15 protein-coding genes and 1 other annotated feature are annotated in these 20,298 nt (G+C 49.2%); of the genes, 2 read left to right on the top strand and 13 right to left on the bottom strand.

Features of this window, described 5'->3' with window-relative positions; genetic code table 11:
• Positions 1 to 8 precede the first annotated feature (8 nt).
• The 9 genes from CUS_RS16295 to asnS form a co-directional block, all read right to left on the bottom strand.
• A complete protein-coding gene (locus CUS_RS16295; RefSeq protein ID WP_002852956.1) occupies positions 9 to 788 on the bottom strand; it encodes a hypothetical protein in 780 nt (259 codons plus the stop codon).
• 13 nt (positions 789 to 801) lie between these two features.
• Entirely contained in the window at positions 802 to 1,611 is an 810-nt protein-coding gene (locus CUS_RS16290; protein ID WP_002852713.1) for a hypothetical protein, read from the bottom strand.
• A gap of 154 nt (positions 1,612 to 1,765) precedes the next feature.
• Positions 1,766 to 3,880, bottom strand: coding sequence for a polyribonucleotide nucleotidyltransferase (locus CUS_RS16285; RefSeq protein WP_002852846.1), 2,115 nt, complete (start codon positions 3,878 to 3,880; stop codon positions 1,766 to 1,768).
• Between the two features lie 183 nt (positions 3,881 to 4,063).
• Positions 4,064 to 4,330: a 30S ribosomal protein S15 gene (gene rpsO / locus CUS_RS16280; RefSeq protein WP_002853075.1), complete on the bottom strand. Its 267-nt coding sequence runs from the start codon at positions 4,328 to 4,330 to the stop codon at positions 4,064 to 4,066.
• A 184-nt stretch (positions 4,331 to 4,514) separates the two neighbouring features.
• Positions 4,515 to 5,381 carry a ComEC/Rec2 family competence protein gene (locus CUS_RS16275; protein ID WP_002853098.1) on the bottom strand — a complete coding sequence of 289 codons (867 nt, stop codon included), beginning with the start codon at positions 5,379 to 5,381 and terminating at the stop codon, positions 4,515 to 4,517.
• A 58-nt stretch (positions 5,382 to 5,439) separates the two neighbouring features.
• Positions 5,440 to 6,846, bottom strand: coding sequence for a D-alanyl-D-alanine carboxypeptidase family protein (locus CUS_RS16270; protein WP_002853064.1), 1,407 nt, complete (start codon positions 6,844 to 6,846; stop codon positions 5,440 to 5,442).
• Positions 6,847 to 7,043: 197 nt separating this feature from the next.
• Positions 7,044 to 8,054 carry an aspartate--ammonia ligase gene (gene asnA, locus CUS_RS16265; RefSeq protein WP_002852886.1) on the bottom strand — a complete coding sequence of 337 codons (1,011 nt, stop codon included), beginning with the start codon at positions 8,052 to 8,054 and terminating at the stop codon, positions 7,044 to 7,046.
• A gap of 231 nt (positions 8,055 to 8,285) precedes the next feature.
• Positions 8,286 to 8,882 carry a hypothetical protein gene (locus CUS_RS16260; protein WP_037277802.1) on the bottom strand — a complete coding sequence of 199 codons (597 nt, stop codon included), beginning with the start codon at positions 8,880 to 8,882 and terminating at the stop codon, positions 8,286 to 8,288.
• Between the two features lie 19 nt (positions 8,883 to 8,901).
• Positions 8,902 to 10,275, bottom strand: coding sequence for an asparagine--tRNA ligase (asnS, locus tag CUS_RS16255; protein WP_002852897.1), 1,374 nt, complete (start codon positions 10,273 to 10,275; stop codon positions 8,902 to 8,904).
• Between the two features lie 662 nt (positions 10,276 to 10,937).
• Positions 10,938 to 11,181: a binding site (T-box leader), on the bottom strand.
• A 522-nt stretch (positions 11,182 to 11,703) separates the two neighbouring features.
• On the opposite strand from asnS, the gene CUS_RS16245 reads away from it, so the two are divergent.
• Entirely contained in the window at positions 11,704 to 12,408 is a 705-nt protein-coding gene (locus tag CUS_RS16245) for an ABC transporter ATP-binding protein (RefSeq protein WP_002853091.1), read from the top strand.
• Between the two features lie 5 nt (positions 12,409 to 12,413).
• Complete coding sequence (locus CUS_RS16240; RefSeq protein WP_002852825.1) at positions 12,414 to 15,818, top strand: FtsX-like permease family protein; 3,405 nt, start codon at positions 12,414 to 12,416, stop codon at positions 15,816 to 15,818.
• A gap of 44 nt (positions 15,819 to 15,862) precedes the next feature.
• Here CUS_RS16240 and CUS_RS16235 read toward each other — a convergent pair whose 3' ends face one another.
• From CUS_RS16235 to CUS_RS16220, 4 genes are all read right to left on the bottom strand, one after another.
• Complete coding sequence (locus CUS_RS16235) at positions 15,863 to 16,138, bottom strand: hypothetical protein (protein WP_002852792.1); 276 nt, start codon at positions 16,136 to 16,138, stop codon at positions 15,863 to 15,865.
• Positions 16,139 to 16,630: 492 nt separating this feature from the next.
• Positions 16,631 to 17,320 (bottom strand): CAP domain-containing protein, encoded by a 690-nt coding sequence (locus tag CUS_RS16230; protein ID WP_002852703.1) that lies wholly within the window; start codon positions 17,318 to 17,320, stop codon positions 16,631 to 16,633.
• Positions 17,321 to 17,444: 124 nt separating this feature from the next.
• Positions 17,445 to 18,431, bottom strand: coding sequence for a dockerin type I repeat-containing protein (locus tag CUS_RS16225; protein WP_002853012.1), 987 nt, complete (start codon positions 18,429 to 18,431; stop codon positions 17,445 to 17,447).
• A gap of 14 nt (positions 18,432 to 18,445) precedes the next feature.
• The coding region (locus CUS_RS16220; protein ID WP_037277798.1) for a GGDEF domain-containing protein at positions 18,446 to 20,298 on the bottom strand (1,853 nt) is incomplete at its 5' end.

Raw genomic sequence — 20,298 nt, 5'->3', positions numbered from 1 at the left:
GCTTAAACTCAGTGCATTTCTATTGACTTGAATATATCTTTGAACTTCTTTTCCAGCTTGCTCTTCTGGTCGTTGGAACACAGCAGGCTGAACTGGTAGACTGTATGATCCTTGACCTCGATATGCACAGCCACGAAATTATCGACCATTGCCTTGTCGCTGTAAGTGAACTCCAGCACCCTGCCTTGCAGTTTCTTGCGCTCGTAGTTTTTCAGTTTTTCCGAGAAAATTCCATCAAGCATCTCAGGAAAATTCAGATCAAGCATCTCCAGTTCCGACTTTGCGGTATAGTATGCGTCCAGACCTTCTATATCGTCATTTGAAGGGTTGAGCGACAGGTCGGGTATGATAGTTTCTGCATCGTACCGTATGCAGGTGAACTCCATCCTGTTGTTCGCGTAGGAATCACAGCTGATAGAATCCATTACCTCGAAAGATCTGTCTTTGACCTCCCTCATCGAAGCGGGAAGTGTGATGTCATAGCCTTTCATCTCGACAGTGATATTCTTGCTCTCGTAGTAGAAGAAAGTTCCGAAGAATATGACAAGCATCGAAATAAGCAAAATAATGCCAGCGATTTTCGGGTCTATCGATGCAAATACAGAAGCCTTCCGTTCTCTGACTGTCACTTCACCGAACCGAGCGGCTTTTTGCTGAAAATCGTTAGTCTGCTGTGGCTTTTTCAGTCCGACCATCTGTGATTCAAGCCCGAATTCGGTCAGCGTACCGCAGTTTCTGCACATTTTTTCGCCTGTTTCAACAGGTTTTCCGCAGGTCTTACAAACCATATAAACAGCCTCCTTATTTGAATTTGATAGACTGTATCATCTTGCCTACCTGTGAACTGTACTTGCTCTCCTCTGATTTGAGGCAATAACCGATGAACATATAGAGGTCATCGTCTTTTTTCTCGGCTGTAAGAAGACTGTAATAATTCTCATCGTCCTCAGAAAAATAGAAGTAGAGTTTATCACCTACCAGTTTTATCTGGTCATAATCATCAAGTCCGCTCTTAAGCGAAATATCCATGTATTCTACAAAAGTTTCCGCATCGACATCAGCATCGCTCATATCATACTTTACATATGCAAAGGCAATGTTGTTGTTGGAATATACCGCGCTCTCTTCTGCATCATTGTCATTGAAAGTCGATGTTTTATCTTCTTTGAGCACCTGCGGGAAAGTCACCGAAAAATCGTCAAAGTCTTTTTTGACATCGCGCATCATAAAGACGTTCCTGTACAGGAACACGCCTATAAATATCAGTATACATATCAGCGATGTTATCAGCCTGATCTTTTTTATCGTTCCGAGCGGATTCATCAGCGCCCTTGAAGCGAAGCCGCTGCCCGAATTGCGCGGCGCATTCATACCGTAGCCCATGCCATAGCTGTTTGGCTGACCGTAATTGGCTGTATTACCGTAGTTATCATTGCCATATCCGCCCTGCTGACCGTAGGCCGCGTTATTGCTGTAATTATTGGCATTTCCGTAGTTGACAGTATTCGGCTGGTTGTTGAAAGCGGGACCCATCTCGCTTCTTCTGGTGCCGCAGTACTGACAGCTCTGATCGTTCTCACCGAGATTTCCACCACACATTGGACAATTCATATTCTGTTACTCCTTTTCGATTATTCATGTTGTCTGCTTTTATATGTGTTTTTGCGAGGGTTCATATCCCGTAAGCAGACAATTTCCTTATAATTACAGCTATGCAGGTCGTACCCGAAGACACGCCCTGCATAGAGAATATTTTCAATTTGACTTACTTAGCCGCATTCCTCTTGGCGAGGTCAGCCAGTGCGTCCTTGCGGGACAGGTTGATCCTGCCCTGATCGTCGATCTCCATTACCTTGACAACGATCTCGTCACCGATGGAAACAACATCTTCTACCTTTTCAACTCTCTGCTTATCCAGCTTGGAGATGTGTACCAGACCGTCCTTACCGGGAGCAATCTCAACAAACGCACCGAAGTTCATGATACGAACGACCTTGCCCTTGTAGATAGCACCGATCTCGGGATCGTTTGCGATGGTGTTGATGATGTTGATAGCCTGCTGAGCCTTCTCCTTGTCCAGACCCGAAACGAATACGCTGCCGTCCTCGTTGATATCGATCTTGACTTCGCACTCTGCACTGATCTTCTGTATCACCTTTCCGCCTGAGCCGATAACTTCTCTGATCTTGTCAACAGGGACCTTTGTGGTGAGCATCTTAGGTGCCCACTTGCTTACCTCAGGTCTTACCTCAGGTATAGCCTTGAGCATTATCTCATCGAGAATGTACATTCTCGCCTTTCTTGTCTTCTCGAAAGCGCTTGCGATGATGTCCATAGTCAGACCATCGACCTTGATATCTACCTGTATAGCGGTGATACCGTTCTTGGTACCGCCCACCTTGAAGTCCATATCGCCGTAGAAGTCTTCAAGACCCTGAATATCGACCATTGTCATCCAGCTGCCGTCCTCTTTGGTTATCAGACCGCATGAGATACCCGCAACAGGCTCCTTTATCGGAACGCCTGCGTCCATCAGAGCCAGAGTCGAGCCGCAGATAGAGCCCTGCGAAGTCGAACCGTTGGAAGAAAGCACCTCAGACACGCATCTGATAGCGTATGGGAACTCTTCAACGCTTGGCAGTACAGGCACGAGTGCCCTTTCAGCCAGTGCGCCGTGACCAATCTCACGTCTTCCGGGTCCTCTGGAAGGTCTTGTTTCGCCTACAGAGTAGCTTGGGAAGTTGTACTGGTGCATATATCTCTTGCTGGTTTCCTCGTCCAGACCGTCCAGCTTCTGAGCATCGGAAATGGGGCCCAGTGTGCAGACTGTCATTACCTGAGTCTGACCTCTGGTGAATATGCCTGAACCGTGTACTCTAGGCAGAACGCCAACTTCAGCCGCCAGAGGTCTGATCTCATCGATGCCTCTGCCGTCAACACGCTTGCCTTCGTACAGCCAGTTTCTTACTATCTTCTTCTGGAGTTTATAGAGAACTTCCTCCAGCATAGCGCCCTGATCGGGATACTGCTCGTCATACTTCTCGTGAACAGCATCATAGATGGGCTGCATTCTTGCATCTCTTACGTTCTTGTCATCGGTATCGAGAGCCTTCTTGACGTCCTCGCCTACCATAGCCTCGATCTCATCGAACAGGTCGTGGTCAACTTCCATCGACTCGAACTCGAACTTAGGCTTGCCTATCTCAGCCTGAATGCCCTTGATGAACTCTACCATCTTCTTGATCTCGGCGTGACCTGTTTCGATAGCCTTGAGCATCAGGTCATCGGGTATCTCTTCAGCGCCAGCTTCGATCATTACTATCTTCTCGGCAGAACCCGCAACAGTCAGGTTCAGCTTATTTTTAGCTCTCTGTTCGAGGGTGGGGTTGAGCACCAGTTCACCGTCAACATAGCCAACGTTGATGGAAGCTACAGGACCGTTCCACGGGATATCGGAGATGGAGATAGCGATAGCCGTCGCTATCATGCCTGTTATTTCGGGCGAATTATCGGGGTCTACCGACAGAACTGTCATAACTACAGTTACATCGTTTCTCATATCCTTAGGGAACAGAGGTCTGATAGGTCTGTCAACGCATCTTGAAGTCAGTATAGCCTTGTCGCTTGCCTTGCCTTCACGCTTGGTGAAAGAGCCCGGTATCCTGCCGACAGCATACATCTTCTCTTCAAAGTCAACGGAAAGCGGGAAGAAATCCACGCCCTCACGGGGCTTCTTGGAAGCGGTAACGTTTGCCATTACGACAGTTTCACCGTATCTTACCCAGCAGGAGCCGTTGGCCAGCCCGCAGGTCTTGCCTGTTTCAACTACGACAGGTCTGCCTGCGTAGGTGGTTTCAAAAGTTCTTGCATTCTCAAACATCTTTTCATTTCCTCCTCGTCTGTCAGGCGAGGGCTTTTAGCAATAAGCGCAGGGCGGGAAGTCTTCCTGTCCTCCGGTCAATGCTAAACACCGTCACCTCAACATTTGTTTTGAACTTTACTAAATAAAACACCGAAAGGCAGTGGTGCAAAACGCACCTCTGCCCCGATAATTTTCAAATGATTACTTACGGATACCCAGCTTGTCGATAACTGCTCTGTATCTCTCGATGTCGTTCTTCTTCAGGTAGTTGAGAAGATTTCTTCTCTTACCGATCATCTTGTACATACCTCTTCTGGAGTGGTTGTCCTTCTTGTGTACCTTCAGATGTTCGGTCAGGTCGGAGATCCTTCTGGTCAGGATAGCGATCTGTACTTCGGGAGAACCTGTGTCGGTTTCATGAGTTCTGTTAGCCTCGATAACGGCTGTCTTTTCGTCTTTTCTCAGCATATTTTTGTACCTCTTTCTTAAATTTTTCCGCTGCGTCGGGATACGGCAGGTACAATCTTCTTACCGAAGCGTGACCCGTATTCTGCCGCAGGGATATTGCTGTGTGCGTTTACCGCACAATACGACTTCATTATTATACACGATTTCCCGTGATTTGTAAAGGGCGTTCACATAATTTTTACAATTATTCGACGGTTTCTTCCGTCACATATTCCGCCGCGATGTTCTTACCATCGCATTTTGCCCTGACTGCGCCGTTCCTTGTAATGAAGACCTCAGCGCCGTTATCCTCAAAAGCCTTGATAGTTTCTTCATCTTCGGGTTCTTCGTCCGAACTTGTGATGACTGCTATCTCAGCCTTGACCTTGTTGGCAAAATCGGTATTGCTGTCCTGCCAGCGCCCGTGATGCGGTACTTTCACATATTTGTAGACCTTATTCACCGATGAAGTGTACTCTTCAAGTCTGTCGTTCTCAGCGTCACCTGTGAACAGCATATTCACCTCACCGAGAGTGACTTCTGTTATCAGCGACGAATTGTTGCTGTCATCGTTTTCGTAGACCTCCTGCTGAGGCGGGTCAACAGTAAACTCTGCATCGCCCAGTGTGAAACTGTACCTTTCGCGGACAGTTTCAGCCGTTTTCTGTGCTATTTCCAGCGCTTCTAGGTAATTGTCGTACTCATCGCTTTCTTTCGGCAAATTGCTTTGCAGTACTGACCCTACTTCGCAGTTTTTAAGCACCTTAGCCGCGCCGCCCACATGGTCTTTATCGAAATGTGTGATTATCAGATAATCAAGTTTGGATATGTTATTTTCTTCCATATAGCTGACTATTGTCTTGCCGAAGCCCTTTTCGCCGCAGTCTATCAGCACCGCCCATTCATCATTGTAGATGAGGTGGGCATCAGCCTTGCCAGCGTTGAAAGAATAGATAGTCAGCCCCTCACCGATATCGGCTATATCGACCTTTTCGGACTTGCTGCCGCAGCCTGACAGCAGTGCAGTCATTCCCGCAAGCATGATGCAGAAGTATTTCTTCAATGTTTTCATTCAATATCCTCCAAAAAGAAATTTTCACTCACTGCACTCCTATATTTAACTTTTTTGCTTATTTTACCCTTTTCAGATATTTTCTCTGTGCTATCAGGAAGACTATTATGCAGTACAGCAGAAGTCCGCCCAGCACGCATGCCAGTGTCACCTTGAAAGTCATCGACTCAAAGTAGGCTTTCATCACCCGCATTCTTTCCTTTACAGGTGACCTTTCGACCTTAGTGGTGGAGATAAGGTCTATCTCCGTCAGCGTTTCGCCGTTATAGCGAAGCTCCATTTTACCCAGCACATCGCCCTTTTCAACAGGTGCAACTATGTGGTCTTTTACAGTGACTATCTTCTCGACCTCTTCCACCTTGATATTTGCGGGCCACATCCTGCTGTAGCCGCAGGCAGGTTTGAGGTTGGCGTAGTCCAGCTTTTTGCCGTACTCGACCTTTACATCGCGCACCTCGCTTATCTCGTTGATGAAATCCTTCTGCACCATAGTGCTGAAAGCCCATTCATAGAGATTGATATGGTCGATGAAATTATAGTACACATCTTCCGCCGCATACAGCGAATCGGGGTCTTCCTCACCTTTTTTGATGTCTTCGGGCTGTTTTTCCATCGGAGCACCCAGCGTTACCGTCAGATAGGTAGCGCCGTCACAGGTAGCGTAGCTTGCGAAGCATCTGCCTGCCGCTTCGGTAGTACCCGTCTTTATGCCGCGACAATAGCTGTAATAGTAATCGGTATACTCGTTTATCATAAAGTCGGTGCTGGTCAGGCTTGTGCCCTCAGGGTGGAAGTCAGTGGGTTCCATCGTGTAGAACGTTGTATTGACCAGTTCCTTGAAGACAGGGTAATTATCCAGCGCATACTCGCATATTTTCGCGATATCCTTAGCAGAAGAGAAATTCTGCTGAGTGAACAGCCCGTGTGCGCAGGAGAAATGGGTATGCTTAAGCCCCAGTTCGGTCACCTTTTCGTTCATCATATCGACAAAGCGGGGTATATTGCCGCCCACATTCACCGCGATGATGTTTGAAGCCTCACACGCAGACGGTATAAGGTTCGCCGCCAGCAGGTCGTAGGCACTTACCGATTCGTAGGGCTGTATATCGGCGGTGGAAGCGCCTGTGCCGTACAGTTCATCGAATGCTTCTGTGCCTGCCGACATTTTTTTTGCTTTCAGCGCATCTTCATCGCCGCCCAGTTCATCAAGCATTACCACAGCAGTCATCAGCTTTGTCAGCGATGCGGGAGGAACTTCCTTATCGCTGTTTATATCGACTATCTCCTCACCTGTGTCCATATTTATCATATAGACACATTCGGAGTACAGCCTGAGATCTTTAAGTTCACCGTTTTCATCTCTCACAGTGGGCTTGAAAGTCAGCGCACCTGCGGGCAGGGCACTGCTGACCAGTACTGCAAAGGTGCATAACAGCGCTGTCAGGGCACGAAATTTGTTCTTCATTTACACACGACCTCTTTGCCAAAAAATTTTACACACATTCATTATAGCATATTTTGCCCTGTTATGCAAGCACATTTTAGGGAATTATGGGTGTGCGCCGTGTGAAAAACAAAACGGTCAGCCGCACTGACAATATGCGGCTGACCGTCATAATATTCATATCCTATCTTATCACACCGAAAGCCATGCGGTGTTTATCAGAGCAGTGTGATGCCCTTTTCAGCGCACTTTTCGATCATATCATCAGGCCAGATGCTCGACTGTACTTCACCGATGTGAGCCTTTTCCAGCAGGAGCATGCAGAGTCTTGACTGACCGATACCGCCGCCGATAGTCAGCGGGAGAGTACCGTTTGCTATCATCTTGTGATAGTCGTACTGCATCCTGTCCTCAGCGTCAGCTTCTTTCAGCTGTGATGCCAGCGACTTCTCGTCAACTCTCACGCCCATCGAAGAGATCTCGATGGCGTTGTCCAGCACCTCGTTCCAGAAGAAGATATCGCCGTTGAGCGACCAGTCATCGTAGTCGGGCGCACGACCGTCATGCTTCTCGCCGCTTTTCAGCTTGCCGCCTATCTGCATGATGAATACGGTCTTCTTCTCCTTAGCGATGAGCTTCTCGCGCTCTTTCGGGGTCTTGTCGGGGTACATATCTTCAAGTTCCTGTGTGGTCACAAAGAAAACGTCCTCGCAGATCTCGCCTTTCAGCTGGGGGTATCTCAGGCTGACCTTTCTCTTTGTGTAGACGATCGCCTTTACCACGCACTTTACAGTTTCTTTCAGGAAATCAATGGTTCTCTGATCTCTTCTGATGACCTTTTCCCAGTCCCACTGGTCAACGAATATCGAGTGGAGGTTATCGGTATCATCATCGCGGCGGATAGCGTTCATATCGGTATAGATGCCTTCGCCTGCCTTATAGCCGTAGCGGTAGAGCGCCATTCTCTTCCACTTAGCCAGCGACTGAACGACCTCAGCCTCGCAGTCGATCTCCTTGATGTCGAAGCTGACCTTGCGTTCAACGCCGTTGAGGTCATCATTTATGCCGCTTCCCTTTCTGACGATCAGCGGTGCGGAAACTCTGTCCAGCATAAGCTGTATGGACAGCGCCTGCTGAAAAACGTCTTTGATATACTTGATAGCGTGCTGAGTTTCTCTCAGCGACAGTGCCGGAGCATAACCTTCCGGCAGATAGAGTGATCTTGACATAAAAACTCACTACCTTTCACATCTTTGAAACAAAAAAGGACATTCCGACCGCCTCTTGCGACCGGAACGTCCTTGTTCCTTACCATGCAATTATTATACACCGAAATTGCATTTTTGTCAAGAGGTTTTCCGTAAAAATAAGATAAACAACGTATTTTTAATGTATTTTGTCATTCAGTTAATGCAAGATGACTGTTTTCAGCCTGCATTTGTATTATTCAGCGCCTTTTCTCAGAACGTAAGCACCCTTATGACTTTATAGCCGTTCTGACGTTTTCTGACGATGATGTTCACATAATTCCCCGCCCTGATATTCGCTCTGCCCGAAAACATGACATTCCTTGATGTCGCGCAGTATTCAAGCTTTTGCATGTCGTAATATATGAAAGTCACATTATTTCCGTGAGTCATAAAGACAAACGCTTTGACCTTCATAAGCGAGGGCGCATCTCTCAGGCAAAAAAGATCATAAGCAAAATGCAGTCCTGTCGCCGCAGTGAACAGCACCATTACATAGACAGCCGCCTGCCACATCTGCCACTCGTTCAAAAAGAACAGGAATAGCAGGCACATCGCACCCATTATGCCCGCAAGCACCAGATTGCTTTTCAGGATATGCCCCTTGACCATAGCCAGCACATCGGGCGTTACAGCGCCGTAGCCCGACTGCGACAGCAGTTCGTTCTTCACCCGCTGATCTATCTGCCGCATGTACTTTCTCAGCCTTAAATTATCGCGCAGTGAAAGGATACCCACAGGCAGACCGATCATGAAAGTCACAGGCACGAGTACAATGGCAGCTGAGAAAGCGACAAAAAGTCCGAACATAAATCCCATAGCTATATAATTATCTGATAGAACCTACTGTTCTCGGGAACATGATGACATCTCTTATGTTCTGTACGCCTGTGGTGTACATTATAAGTCTTTCAAAGCCCAGACCGAAGCCGCCGTGAGGTACAGTGCCGTACTTTCTCAGGTCGAGGTAGTCGCTGTACAGGTCGAGGTTCATGTTTCTCTCCTTCATAGCGGCTATCAGCTTATCGTAGTCAGCTTCTCTCTCACTGCCGCCGATTATCTCACCGACACCGGGTACAAGCAGGTCAACAGCCGCAACGGTCTTGCCGTCGGGGTTCTGCTTCATGTAGAAGCTCTTTATCTCCTTAGGATAATCGGTAACGAAAACTGCCTTGCCGAAGACCTTTTCGGACAGGTATCTCTCATGTTCTGTCTGGAGGTCACAGCCCCACTCAACGGGATAAACGAAGTTCTCGCCCGACTTTTTCAGCAGTTCAATAGCTTCTGTGTAGGTAACTCTGCCGAATTCGTGGCTGATAAGTTCTTCAAGTCTTGCCTTAAGACCCTTTTCAAAATGCGCATCGAAGAAAGCTATCTCATCGGGGCACTTTTCAAGAACTGTGCCGATGACATGCTTTACCATATCCTCAGCGACTTCGATGACATCATCGAGTTCAGCGAAAGCTATCTCAGGTTCAACGTGCCAGAATTCAGCAAGGTGCTTGGGTGTGTTGGAGTTCTCAGCCCTGAACGAAGGACCGAAAGTATATATCTTGCCCATAGCGGTAGCCGCCATCTCGCCTTCCAGCTGACCCGACACCGACAGACCTGCGCGTCTGCCGAAGAAATCAGCGGCATCGTAATCGTCCTCAGTCTTGTAATCCTGCGAAAAACCGATGGTGGTGACTCTGAACATCTCGCCTGCGCCCTCGCAGTCAGAACCTGTTATCAGGGGCGTATTCACATAGATGAAATTCCTGTCCTGATAGTAGCTGTGTATAGCCTGTGCCAGCACCGAGCGAACTCTCATAACAGCGTTGAAAGTGTTCGTCCTGCCTCTCAGGTGGGGCATGGTGCGCAGGAATTCCAGCGTATGACCTTTCTTCTGGAGAGGGTAATCCTGCGGGCAGTCGCCCAGGACAGTGATATCGGCGGGTGTAACATTTATCTCAGCGGCATTTCTGCCCTCTACCAGCTTGCCCTCGACCTTAAGGGAAGTTCCCACGCGGGGGATATCCTTATAATCGGGGTCATCAGCCTTATCTATAACGACCTGCACATTTTTCAGCGAAGTGCCGTCATTCAGCTCTACGAAAGCCACATTCTTCGAGTTTCTTGAAGTTCTTACCCAGCCGCAAACAGTCACGGTCTGTCCGATGAGTTCCTTATTCTGCAATACTTCTTTAATATCAATATGTTTCATTTTTTTACTCCTATTCTGAATGGGGGCTGACTCGCCCCCATACCCCCGCGCTCAGCCGCGCCCGGAGGGTTATCGCTTCGTTCCCAAAATGCCCCTACGGGTCATTTTGCTCTCTCCCGCGATAACGGGGCGCGGGTCGCTCTTTGGCATGAGTGATGGCTTTGTTTCGCCCGCATTATTTCGTTTTGATTTTTTAGGGGAATGGTTCGCCCCCATGCCCCAAACATCAGCTTTCACATGGCTTCTTTGCCATGCTTTCGGGGAATTGTGTTTGTGTCTGCATAGATCTGCGTATGTGCCTGTAACGCTCTGAGCGCACCCTTTGGCGGGATTTATGCCGACACAGCCGCATACGCCCACGCCCTACAATAACATCTGCATTTTTCATCTTCCAATTTTGATGTGTATTGCTGATGATACAAAATGGCTGTTCTTTCGTATTGTTCCCCCGCCTGCGGCGGGGGAACAATACACAACCAAATTGGGATTTTTTCATAAATGCACAATACTTGCGTTCATGTCAATAATTATGAATTGTGAATTATGAATTATGAATTATAAAATCGCTTTATATTTTCATTATCCGTATTATCCATACCGCTCCCCTTCCCGAGCACACAGCCGCACCGCTTTTTTGGCATAAAAAAAGCCCTCGTCCCCAAAAACAGGACGAAAGCTGTAAGCCATCGCGGTACCACCTGAATTACAAATCGCTCAAAAGCATTATCCGAGCGTTGTCACTCTTATCCTCATAACGTGAGGAACACGTCTTTCCTACTGAGCTTCCGCCGTTCGGTCTGCCGCTCGCGGGTGTTATTCGCAAAGGCTCTGCTGCGCGGCTCACACCTCTTCCGCGCTCTCTGTGAGTGAAATACCTGTGTTACTTCTCCCAGTCATAGCGTTTGAAAAATATTGTATGTATTATAACACCTTTTTCCCGATTTGTCAAGGGGTGAGTGCTGTCTTTTTTCAGGAAAATGCTGGAATACATCAGATACGCGCCTTGATTTTTCAATATTACTATGGTATAATAGAAATCGGTTTTATAATCCACGATTGCTGACATTAGCGGCAGTGTGCCGATATATCTAGCATTCAGCGGTGGAAATTGTTGCGTGAATGATGGCATTTCCCATGAAAAAAGGGAGAAAACGGACTTTCGGACGTGCGGGCGAGTCCCCATTTATGTTTCTCAGGCGCAAAAGGCTCGCGTGGGGGCTTGGGGGCTTCGACCCCATTTAAGATAATCGAGCAAAACAAGACTCTCGTACATGCCAAAGAGCGAGGAGCTTTTGCGCCTTTAAAGTTTTTTTGTGCCCGTAGGGAGGTACGACCGAAGGGTGCAAAAAAATCTTTAAGTTTCTCAGGCGCAAAAGTCTGAGCGTCGGGGGTATGGGGGCTTCGCCCACATTTAGAATAGGAGTAAAAATGAGTGCATTTGTTGAATTTAAGAACGTAAAGAAAACTTACAAGACAGGTGAAGTCGAGATACATGCGCTGAAAGATGCCACTTTTGAGATAGGCAAGGGCGAATTCTGCGTTATTGTCGGCGCTTCGGGCGCGGGCAAAACGACTATACTGAATATTCTCGGCGGAATGGATACGCTGACTTCGGGCAGTGTAAAGCTGGACGGCCGCGAGATATCAAAGCTGGGCAAAAAGGAACTTACCGCTTACAGGCGGTATGATATCGGGTTCGTGTTCCAGTTCTATAATCTGGTGCAGAACCTCACCGCTAAGGAAAATGTGGAACTGGCGGCGCAGATATGCAAAGACCCGCTCGATGCGGAAGAAGTGCTCAGACAGGTGGGTCTTGGGGAGCGAATGAAGAACTTCCCCGCACAGCTTTCGGGCGGTGAACAACAGCGTGTGGCTATCGCGAGGGCGCTCGCCAAAAACCCGAAACTTTTGCTGTGCGATGAGCCTACGGGTGCGCTGGACTACAACACGGGCAAGGCGGTGCTTAAACTGTTGCAGGACACCTGCCGCAAAAAGGGCATGACTGTCGTGGTGATAACCCACAACTCGGCGCTGGCGGCTATGGCAGACAGGATAATCACTGTCAAGAGCGGTATGGTGGAAAGCATGCGGCTGAATACCGATATCGTTGATGTTGAAGACATCGAGTGGTGATGCACATGCGTTCAAAACTGAGAGTTTCTTCGCTTAGGGAGATAAAGAGCACTTTCGGGCGCTTTTTTGCGATAATGGCGATAATCGCGCTGGGTGTGGGATTTTTCTCGGGCGTAAAAATAACCACGCCCGCTATGGTCAACACGGTGGGCGGCTTTATGACCGATCACGAGTTGTTCGATTACCGCATAGTTTCCACGCTGGGGTGGGAGGAAGATGACGTTGCGGCGCTGAAAGGGCGTGAAGATGTCCGCGCGGCTGAGGGTGCATACGCCCTCGACCTGCTGGTGCATGATGAAAAGGACAACGAACTGGTATTCAAGACCCACTCGCTGACTGACGGGGTGAATGTCCCCGAAATGCTGGAGGGCAGGATGCCCGAAAATGACGGCGAAGTGCTGATAGACGGCAAGACCTCTTTTAAGGTGGGCGACAAATTCACGGTTGGCGAGGGCAACAGCGAGGACACGCTGGACAATTTCAAGCCCCGTGAACTGACGGTGGTCGGGCGGATATACGCGCCTGCTTACGTACATTTTGAGCGCGGCACTACCACACTCGGAAGCGGTTCTGTGAACGGGTATATCTATCTTGACAAGTCGGCTTTTGACATGGAAGTTTATACCGAACTTTATGTTAAGCTGGACCACGAACTTGATGTGTATTCGGACGACTACAAGGACTATATGGCTGACCGCGAGGACAGCTGGGAGAAAGCTGCCGAAGAACAGGCTGAACAGCGCTATGACAGGATAGTTTCGGAAGCTGAGGACAAGCTGGCTGACGGCAGGCAGGAACTTGAAGATGCACGCGAAGAAGGTCAGCAAAAGCTGGACGATGCGCGTGCGGAACTTGATGATGCTAAGGCGGAACTTGACGATGCGGCGCAGAAACTCACCGATGCCGAAAAGGAGATAGCTGACGGTGAAAAAGAGATAGCCGACAACGAGAAGAAGCTGAAAGATGCCAAAAAGACCCTCGATGACACTGAGGGTACACTCGTGAGCGGCAAGGCACAGCTTGACAGCGCGGCGGCGACCCTCGCGGCAAGCAAGGCGCAGTTAGATGCGGGCGAAAAACAACTCCGTGAGGGCGAAGCGGCTTTGGCGGCGGCACAGGCACAGCTTGATGACGGTGCGGCGCAGATAGAAGCAGGTCAGGCGGAGATAGATGCAAACACTGCGGCGCTGAATATGCAGTATGCGCAGTTCATGGAACAGTACGGCGAATACCTCGACATGGCGGACATGCTGCCGCCCGAAGAGTCAGCCGTGATAATGGCGGGCAAGGCACAGCTTGACGGCGGCTTTGAACAGCTTTCGGCGGCACAGGCTGAACTTGATGCGAAAAAGGCAGAACTTTCGGCGGGGCAGGCTGAACTTTCGGCACAGCGGGAAGTCCTTGAACAGAGCCGCGCTCAGCTGGAAGCGGGCAGGGCGCAGTATCAGCAAGGCCTTGCACAGTACTCGGCTTCGCTGGCGCAGTATCAGTCGGGCAAGGCACAGTACGACAAGGGCTTGCGTGATTATGAGGACGGCAAAAAACAGCTGGAGGACGGCAAAGCTGAACTGGAAAAAGGCAGACAGGAATATAAGGACGGCAAGGCTGAGTACGAAGATGGTCTTGAAAAGTATGAGGACGGCGAGGCTGAGTATCAGGACGGTGTGACCTCCTTTGATGAGGAGATAGCTAAGGCTGAGCAAGAACTGGCAGACGGCGAAAAAGAACTTCGTGACCTGAAAAAGCCCGATGTTTTCCTGCTTGACCGCAACACTAACATCGGCTATGCGTGCTTTGAGAACGACTCGGAGATAGTCGAGCAGGTGGCGAGGGTATTCCCGATATTCTTCATACTTGTGGCGGCACTGGTCTGCATGACGACCATGAGCCGCATGGTGGAAGAGCGCCGCACGCAGATAGGCACGCTGAAAGCGCTGGGATATTCCGAGCGGGCGATAATGGGCAAGTTCACGTTCTATGCGGGCAGTGCGGCGGTGCTGGGCTGTGTGACAGGCTACGGCGTGGGTACGGTGCTTTTCCCGAAAGTCATATGGATGACCTACAAGCTGATGTACATAGAACTTGACATAAAGTACCTGTTCGATGTGAAGCTGGCGGCGATAGCGGGTACGGTCGCGATAGCATGTTCGGTGGGTGCGGCTTGGCTGTCGTGCAGATATGAACTGAGCGAAACTGCGGCGGGGCTTATGCGTCCCAAAGCGCCCAAAGCGGGCAAGCGGGTACTGCTGGAGAGATTTCCGTTCATATGGAACAGAATGAAATTCCTGCACAAGGTAACGATACGCAACATTTTCCGCTACAAGAAACGTTTCTTCATGATGATAGTCGGCATAAGCGGCTGTACGGCTCTGCTGTTGACGGGCTTCGGGCTGAAAGACTCGGTATCGGGATTTGCGGAAGTTCAGTACGAAGAGATAGTGACGGCTGATGCTTCGGTGGACTTCAAGGCGGGCGATGACGGCGGCATGCCGCATTCGCTTTCTGAAAAGCTGGACGATATGGGTGCGGAGTATGCCTGCATCTACACGGGGGCGTGGGATCTTGTCAAAAAAGATCTGACAAAGAGCATGACCCTGATGGCTCCTGCTGATTTTGATGAACTGAAGGGCAGTATGAATTTCATCGACACTGAGGGTGAAGCGGTCGAGCCGCCCACAGGTGATGAAGCGCTGGTGAGCATAAGTGTGGCAGAGCGATACAAGGTCAAAGCGGGCGATGAGATAACTCTGCGTGATGAAAACATGCGGGTGATGAAGTTCAAGGTAAAGGCGATATTTGACAACCACGTTTACAACTACATTTTCGTTCCGCACGAAGCGGTCGAACGTCAGCTGGGCGAGCAGACAGATATGAACGAAGCGTATGTGAGGTTCAAGGCGGGCGAAGATGTCCACAAGGCACAGACCGCCATCGGCAAGCTGGACGATGTGGTAAACGTGACCCTTTACGAGGACTTGAAGAAGCGTCTGACCGACTCGATGAGCAGTCTTGACTACGTGGTACTGCTGGTCATAGTCAGCGCGGCGGGGCTGGCGTTCATAGTGCTGTACAACCTGACAAACATCAACATAACCGAGCGTGAGCGCGAGATAGCTACCATCAAGGTGCTGGGCTTTTTCCGCAATGAAACGGCGGCATACGTACTGCGCGAGAACATCTTCCTGACGGCGCTGGGCATAGCGGTCGGGCTTGGGCTGGGCGTACTCCTGCACCGTTTTGTGATGGCGCAGATAGTGGTCGATATGGTCAGCTTCAAGGTGCGCATACTTCCTATGAGTTTTGTTTACAGCATCGCGCTGACATTCCTGTTCAACATCGGCGTGAACGCGGTCATGAGCAGTAAGCTGGAAAAGATAAACATGGCAGAGAGCCTGAAATCTGTTGAATAATGAAAAAAGGTCTTCACGGGGGTGAAGACCTTTTGTTTTGCATGCTATTCTGCCTCGAATTTCTCGCAGAGCGGGCAATCGTTCGGAGCATCTTTGATGATGCTGTCGAGAAACTCATCGCATTCCTCGCGAGTGAATTTACCAGCCATCTCTGCTGCGAACCTGTCCTGAGCCTTGCTCAGTCCTGAGTCGTCCCAGTTGTCGGTGACTATCTCCTCGTGGTGTTCGCAGCGGCTGATAACCCCCTCTTCGATCAGAATTTCGGTGCCGCGGTTGCGAGCATCGTCAAATTCTTCCTGTCTTCTTTTTGCGCTTCCCATGAAAAATCCACCTTTCGTTTTTTATTATCCTTGCGGACAATTTATATTATGGTTATCCCTTTAGCACACCAGCTGAAAATGCTGTAAACAAAAGGATAATTGAGCGCCATACGCCAACCGCCTTAAGTTCTGTAAAACCGCCGTTTTGGTGGTGTGTCAGCGGGATAGCCACGATTTATGTTATAATTATAGCATAGTTTTTTTGAGAAGTCAAGCAGCACAATTATCTATCACGCACAAATTGACAAGTAAATCACCGTATTAACGTTCTGTTCACTTTTTGAGCTGAGCATTACACAAGTGAGGTAGTCGTGACTTTTTCGGAGGTGGAAAGAACAGATCTTGACTTGTAATATTTTCATGAATTGATAAAGCTCTCCGCAGATTTGCGAAGAGCTTTATTTTGTATCATGTCCTTACTCGGCTTTTTCGGCGGCACAGCACGCTTTCGCCCATGCCAATAATTATGAATTATGAATTATGAATTGTGAATTAAACAACGCTTCCTGTCATTCCGCTGCCGTTGGCGAATAATTGTGCCCAGTACAAAGTGCCGCTGCTGCTGCGGTATACGCCTATACCCATATAAGTCTTGGTGGCATCGAGCATGCTGCTGCGGTGATGCTCAGAACTCATAAAGTCATTGAACGCCGCCTGCGCAGAACTCTGACCGTATGCTATGTTCTCAGCCACAGCCGTCCAGTTGATGCCGAGATCGTCATATATGGAAAAACAGCTTCTTCCGTCAGGGCGGGTATGGTCAAACTTAGTGTAGAGTTCTTTAGCCCTTATCATAGCCGCTTTATTCAGTTCGGTGGAATAGACATAAGGTGTAAGACCACGCGCTCTGCGTTCATTATTCACCAGTTTCGCCAGCTGAAGCGCATAATCGTCAGCGGTAGGTGTTTTTGATGCCGAACTGTCCCCGCCGCCCTTGACATGGTTTGCCAGCATCGAGATATCTGTTACGTTCACCTTGCCGTCGCTGTTCACATCTGCCCTTGTAAGTGATGTGCCGCTAAGTGACTTCACACCCTTTACATGCGCCGCCAGTTTCGACACATCAGTGACATTGAGCCTGCCGTCATTGTTAAGGTCGCCTTTATTGCTGTCTGCATACGCCGTTATGCAGCCTGCCGCCATAGTCACAGTTATCGCCAGTGAAATTATCCTCTTTAACATTTTTATATCCTCCGTATCCCTAAAATAACCCTTTCACTTATCTGCCCCTCTATATCTGACGATGTTTTCCCTTTTGCATCTACCGCCTTTCGCAATGAAACAGACTAACAGCACGAACTGTTCGCTATATATTACTGCATATATTTTGCAGTGTCCTCTCGTCATAATGCAGACCGTCATCTATGAAACCGATACTGCCGCCTGCCATTTCTTCAAGGCTGACATAGCAGTCAAACCCCGACTGCGCCGCCGCGTACTGCAAAGCGCTGTTGTAGTCAGCCATGTATCTGTTGAAATAATTCGGGTCGATATACCCGAACAGCAGGTTATTCGGGTCACAGCCCGCATTGCCGACTATCACTACGCGAGGACTGTACTGCACGCCGTCTTTTATGACGGTCATCGCTCTTATGCTTTCAGCCGCCGCGATAGTTGCCGATATGTTGCCGCTGTTATTGCCGTTTGAGTAGTCATAGTCATTGACCGATGAAAACAGGTACACAGTCGAACTGCCGCAGTGTTCTATCTGTTTTTCGATGCAGGCGCGGATATCTGCCCGCAGGTCGGAAGTCAATATCTGCCCCGCATAATTTGAGTAATGCCCGCCCCACAGTGCGAACACCGCTGTGTCGCTTTTATTGCGGTGCTGTTCATATATGCCTATCTGACAAGACCTGCTGTCGCCTATGACTATCCTGCCCGAATCATAACCCGCCTGTGACGGCAGAGTGCGGTATGTATCCCCGTTGATGCCGTCAGCGCCGCCCGCGACAAGACTGCCGCCGTTATAGCCCGTTCCCTGCGCCCATGCGAGGTAGGTGCTGAAATCCACGAAATGCGGCGGCTGTGTGTCTTCTGACTTACCGCCCTTGACATATGATGCCAGTGCGGAAATATCGGTAACATTTATTTTGCCGTCACCGTTTATGTCAGCCTGTGAAAGGTCGCCCAGCGGCTTTACGCCTTTGATATGCGCCGCCAGTTTTGACAGGTCGGTGACATTTATCCTGCCGTCACCGTTAAGGTCGCCGCCCGATATCTTTTCTGCAAAAACGCCCGCCGACATCATCGACGCGCAGACAAGCGCTGTTATAAAAGGTATCTTCTTCATATCGCCCCCACAGTCTACTCGCGCCGTCTTTCACGGCAGAGTTTTTTCTGCTCGTACATCGCGTTGTCGGCACGTTCAAAAACGTCCTGCATGCGCAGGTCTTTGCCCTTTATGTATTCCGATTTGCCCGCAGCCGCCGTCACCAGTCCCGCACTGCCATTAGCTTTCATCTTTTCATAAATCTGTTCTATGAGCATTTCGCGATCTTCAAAGTCACTGCCTTTCATTATTACAGCGAACTCGTCACCGCCTATCCTGAAAACAGGGCTGTGCTTGAAAGTAGTACATATGACCTTGCATGCCGCCTTGATATACTCATCGCCCGCATGGTGACCCAGCGTATCATTGACCTGTTTCAGCCCATTCACATCAGCCACCAGCACCGCAAAGTCATAACACTTATCCTCAGCTATCAGCCGGTCTATCTCCATCTCTGACTGCACGTAGGCGTGCTTGTTCTTGACACCTGTCAGCGCATCGCGGTTCGCCATATCCATAGCACTGCCGAGCGCCTGCTTATAAGCCATCTCGCGGCGTTTTGCGCTGTCAACGTTTGCCACTGCGATTATTATATGTTCGGAGTCTTCCTTCGGCTTAAGGGCGAAAAGCGTCACGTAGGTGGGTTTGCCGTCCAGCATCAGCCTGTAATTCAGGGTGATGGAACCTGTTTCCTCCATACTTTTCAGCAGGTTCTCTTTTTTCATCGCCTCTTCCATCATCTGATGGTCTTCGGTACAGATGAGGCTGTGCATATTGTGCTGTGTATCTCCGAAGAAATCTGTGCCTGTGGTGCTTACCGTCAGCTTTGTGTACTTGTCACTGTGGCTGTACTCGCGGTATTCATCAGTGACTATGTTCACATAGTAGATGACTTCATACATCTGCGCCATCGTCATGACTATCTCTCCGACAGCTTCATTTTCACGCGCCATCGACTGTTCACGCCTTACACGGGCATCAACATTTAATGCTCCCATGATAACGTGCTTGTCATCATTTTTGGGTCTGACAGCCAGCACAGTCACATACTGTGTCCTGCCGCCGAGTGTCTGTCTGTATGTCATCGACATCGAGCCGCTCTGTGCCAGCACCTCCACCAGATTATCCTTTCTCAGATTATCAAACAGCCGCTTTTTATCATCGGGGTGTATATATTTTGAGATATCCGCTTTTACCGATTTGAAAAAATCCTTGCCTGATACGGTCATACCCAGCTTTGCAAACCTTTCGCTGGCGCTGTACTGGACATATTCATTATTTTCTATATTGATATAGTATATTACTTCATACCTGCTTGCCAGCGCCTTTGCGATATGACTGTAAGTGGCGCTTTCCTGAGCGGCTGCGTTCTCTCGCTGTACCTGCTCGTCAACATTTCTTATGCCTATCACGACCCTGTCGCTGGTGTTGCGCTGTCTTATCGCCAGCAGAGATACATACTGCGGTCTGCCGTCAAGTATCTGCCTGTAACTAAGCGAGAATGAGCCGCACTTTTCCAGAACTTTCACCATATTACTGCGCTGAAGTGCCTCAGTCACCCGCGCATAGTCATCTTCATGTATAACGCCGACAGTCTGTTCCTTTACCACCCTGAAAAAGTCATCACCCTCAGACTTTATGCCAAGTTCAGCGAACTTACTGCTTGCGCTGTACTCTTTATACCTGCCTGTGTTCAGGTCGATAAGATATATGACCTCAAACAAACTCGCCAGAGAGCCTGCTATCTCGGAATATCGCCTGTTCTCCTCAGCAGTTGCCTTTTCGCGGCGCACCTGCGCATCAATATTGCGCACACCTATTATGATATGCTTGCCGTCACGCCCCTTGCCGCGTATGGTCTTAAGGAAATAGTAGGCGGGCACACCGT

The organism is Hominimerdicola alba 8 (assembly GCF_000178155.2).
Classification (GTDB): domain Bacteria; phylum Bacillota; class Clostridia; order Oscillospirales; family Ruminococcaceae; genus Hominimerdicola; species Hominimerdicola alba_C.
Note: the sequence above shows the minus strand (reverse complement) of the source record. Positions and strands in the feature narration are given on the sequence as shown.

What these genes read in the sequence shown, in the direction of transcription:
- CUS_RS16295 (WP_002852956.1), bottom strand. Translation starts at nt 788, where the DNA reads ATGGTTTGTAAGACCTGCGGAAAACCTGTTGAAACAGGCGAAAAAATG.
- CUS_RS16290 (WP_002852713.1), bottom strand. Translation starts at nt 1,611, where the DNA reads ATGAATTGTCCAATGTGTGGTGGAAATCTCGGTGAGAACGATCAGAGC.
- CUS_RS16285 (WP_002852846.1), bottom strand. Translation starts at nt 3,880, where the DNA reads ATGTTTGAGAATGCAAGAACTTTTGAAACCACCTACGCAGGCAGACCT.
- rpsO (WP_002853075.1), bottom strand. Translation starts at nt 4,330, where the DNA reads ATGCTGAGAAAAGACGAAAAGACAGCCGTTATCGAGGCTAACAGAACT.
- CUS_RS16275 (WP_002853098.1), bottom strand. Translation starts at nt 5,381, where the DNA reads ATGAAAACATTGAAGAAATACTTCTGCATCATGCTTGCGGGAATGACT.
- CUS_RS16270 (WP_002853064.1), bottom strand. Translation starts at nt 6,846, where the DNA reads ATGAAGAACAAATTTCGTGCCCTGACAGCGCTGTTATGCACCTTTGCA.
- asnA (WP_002852886.1), bottom strand. Translation starts at nt 8,054, where the DNA reads ATGTCAAGATCACTCTATCTGCCGGAAGGTTATGCTCCGGCACTGTCG.
- CUS_RS16260 (WP_037277802.1), bottom strand. Translation starts at nt 8,882, where the DNA reads ATGTTCGGACTTTTTGTCGCTTTCTCAGCTGCCATTGTACTCGTGCCT.
- asnS (WP_002852897.1), bottom strand. Translation starts at nt 10,275, where the DNA reads ATGAAACATATTGATATTAAAGAAGTATTGCAGAATAAGGAACTCATC.
- CUS_RS16245 (WP_002853091.1), top strand. Translation starts at nt 11,704, where the DNA reads ATGAGTGCATTTGTTGAATTTAAGAACGTAAAGAAAACTTACAAGACA.
- CUS_RS16240 (WP_002852825.1), top strand. Translation starts at nt 12,414, where the DNA reads ATGCGTTCAAAACTGAGAGTTTCTTCGCTTAGGGAGATAAAGAGCACT.
- CUS_RS16235 (WP_002852792.1), bottom strand. Translation starts at nt 16,138, where the DNA reads ATGGGAAGCGCAAAAAGAAGACAGGAAGAATTTGACGATGCTCGCAAC.
- CUS_RS16230 (WP_002852703.1), bottom strand. Translation starts at nt 17,320, where the DNA reads ATGTTAAAGAGGATAATTTCACTGGCGATAACTGTGACTATGGCGGCA.
- CUS_RS16225 (WP_002853012.1), bottom strand. Translation starts at nt 18,431, where the DNA reads ATGAAGAAGATACCTTTTATAACAGCGCTTGTCTGCGCGTCGATGATG.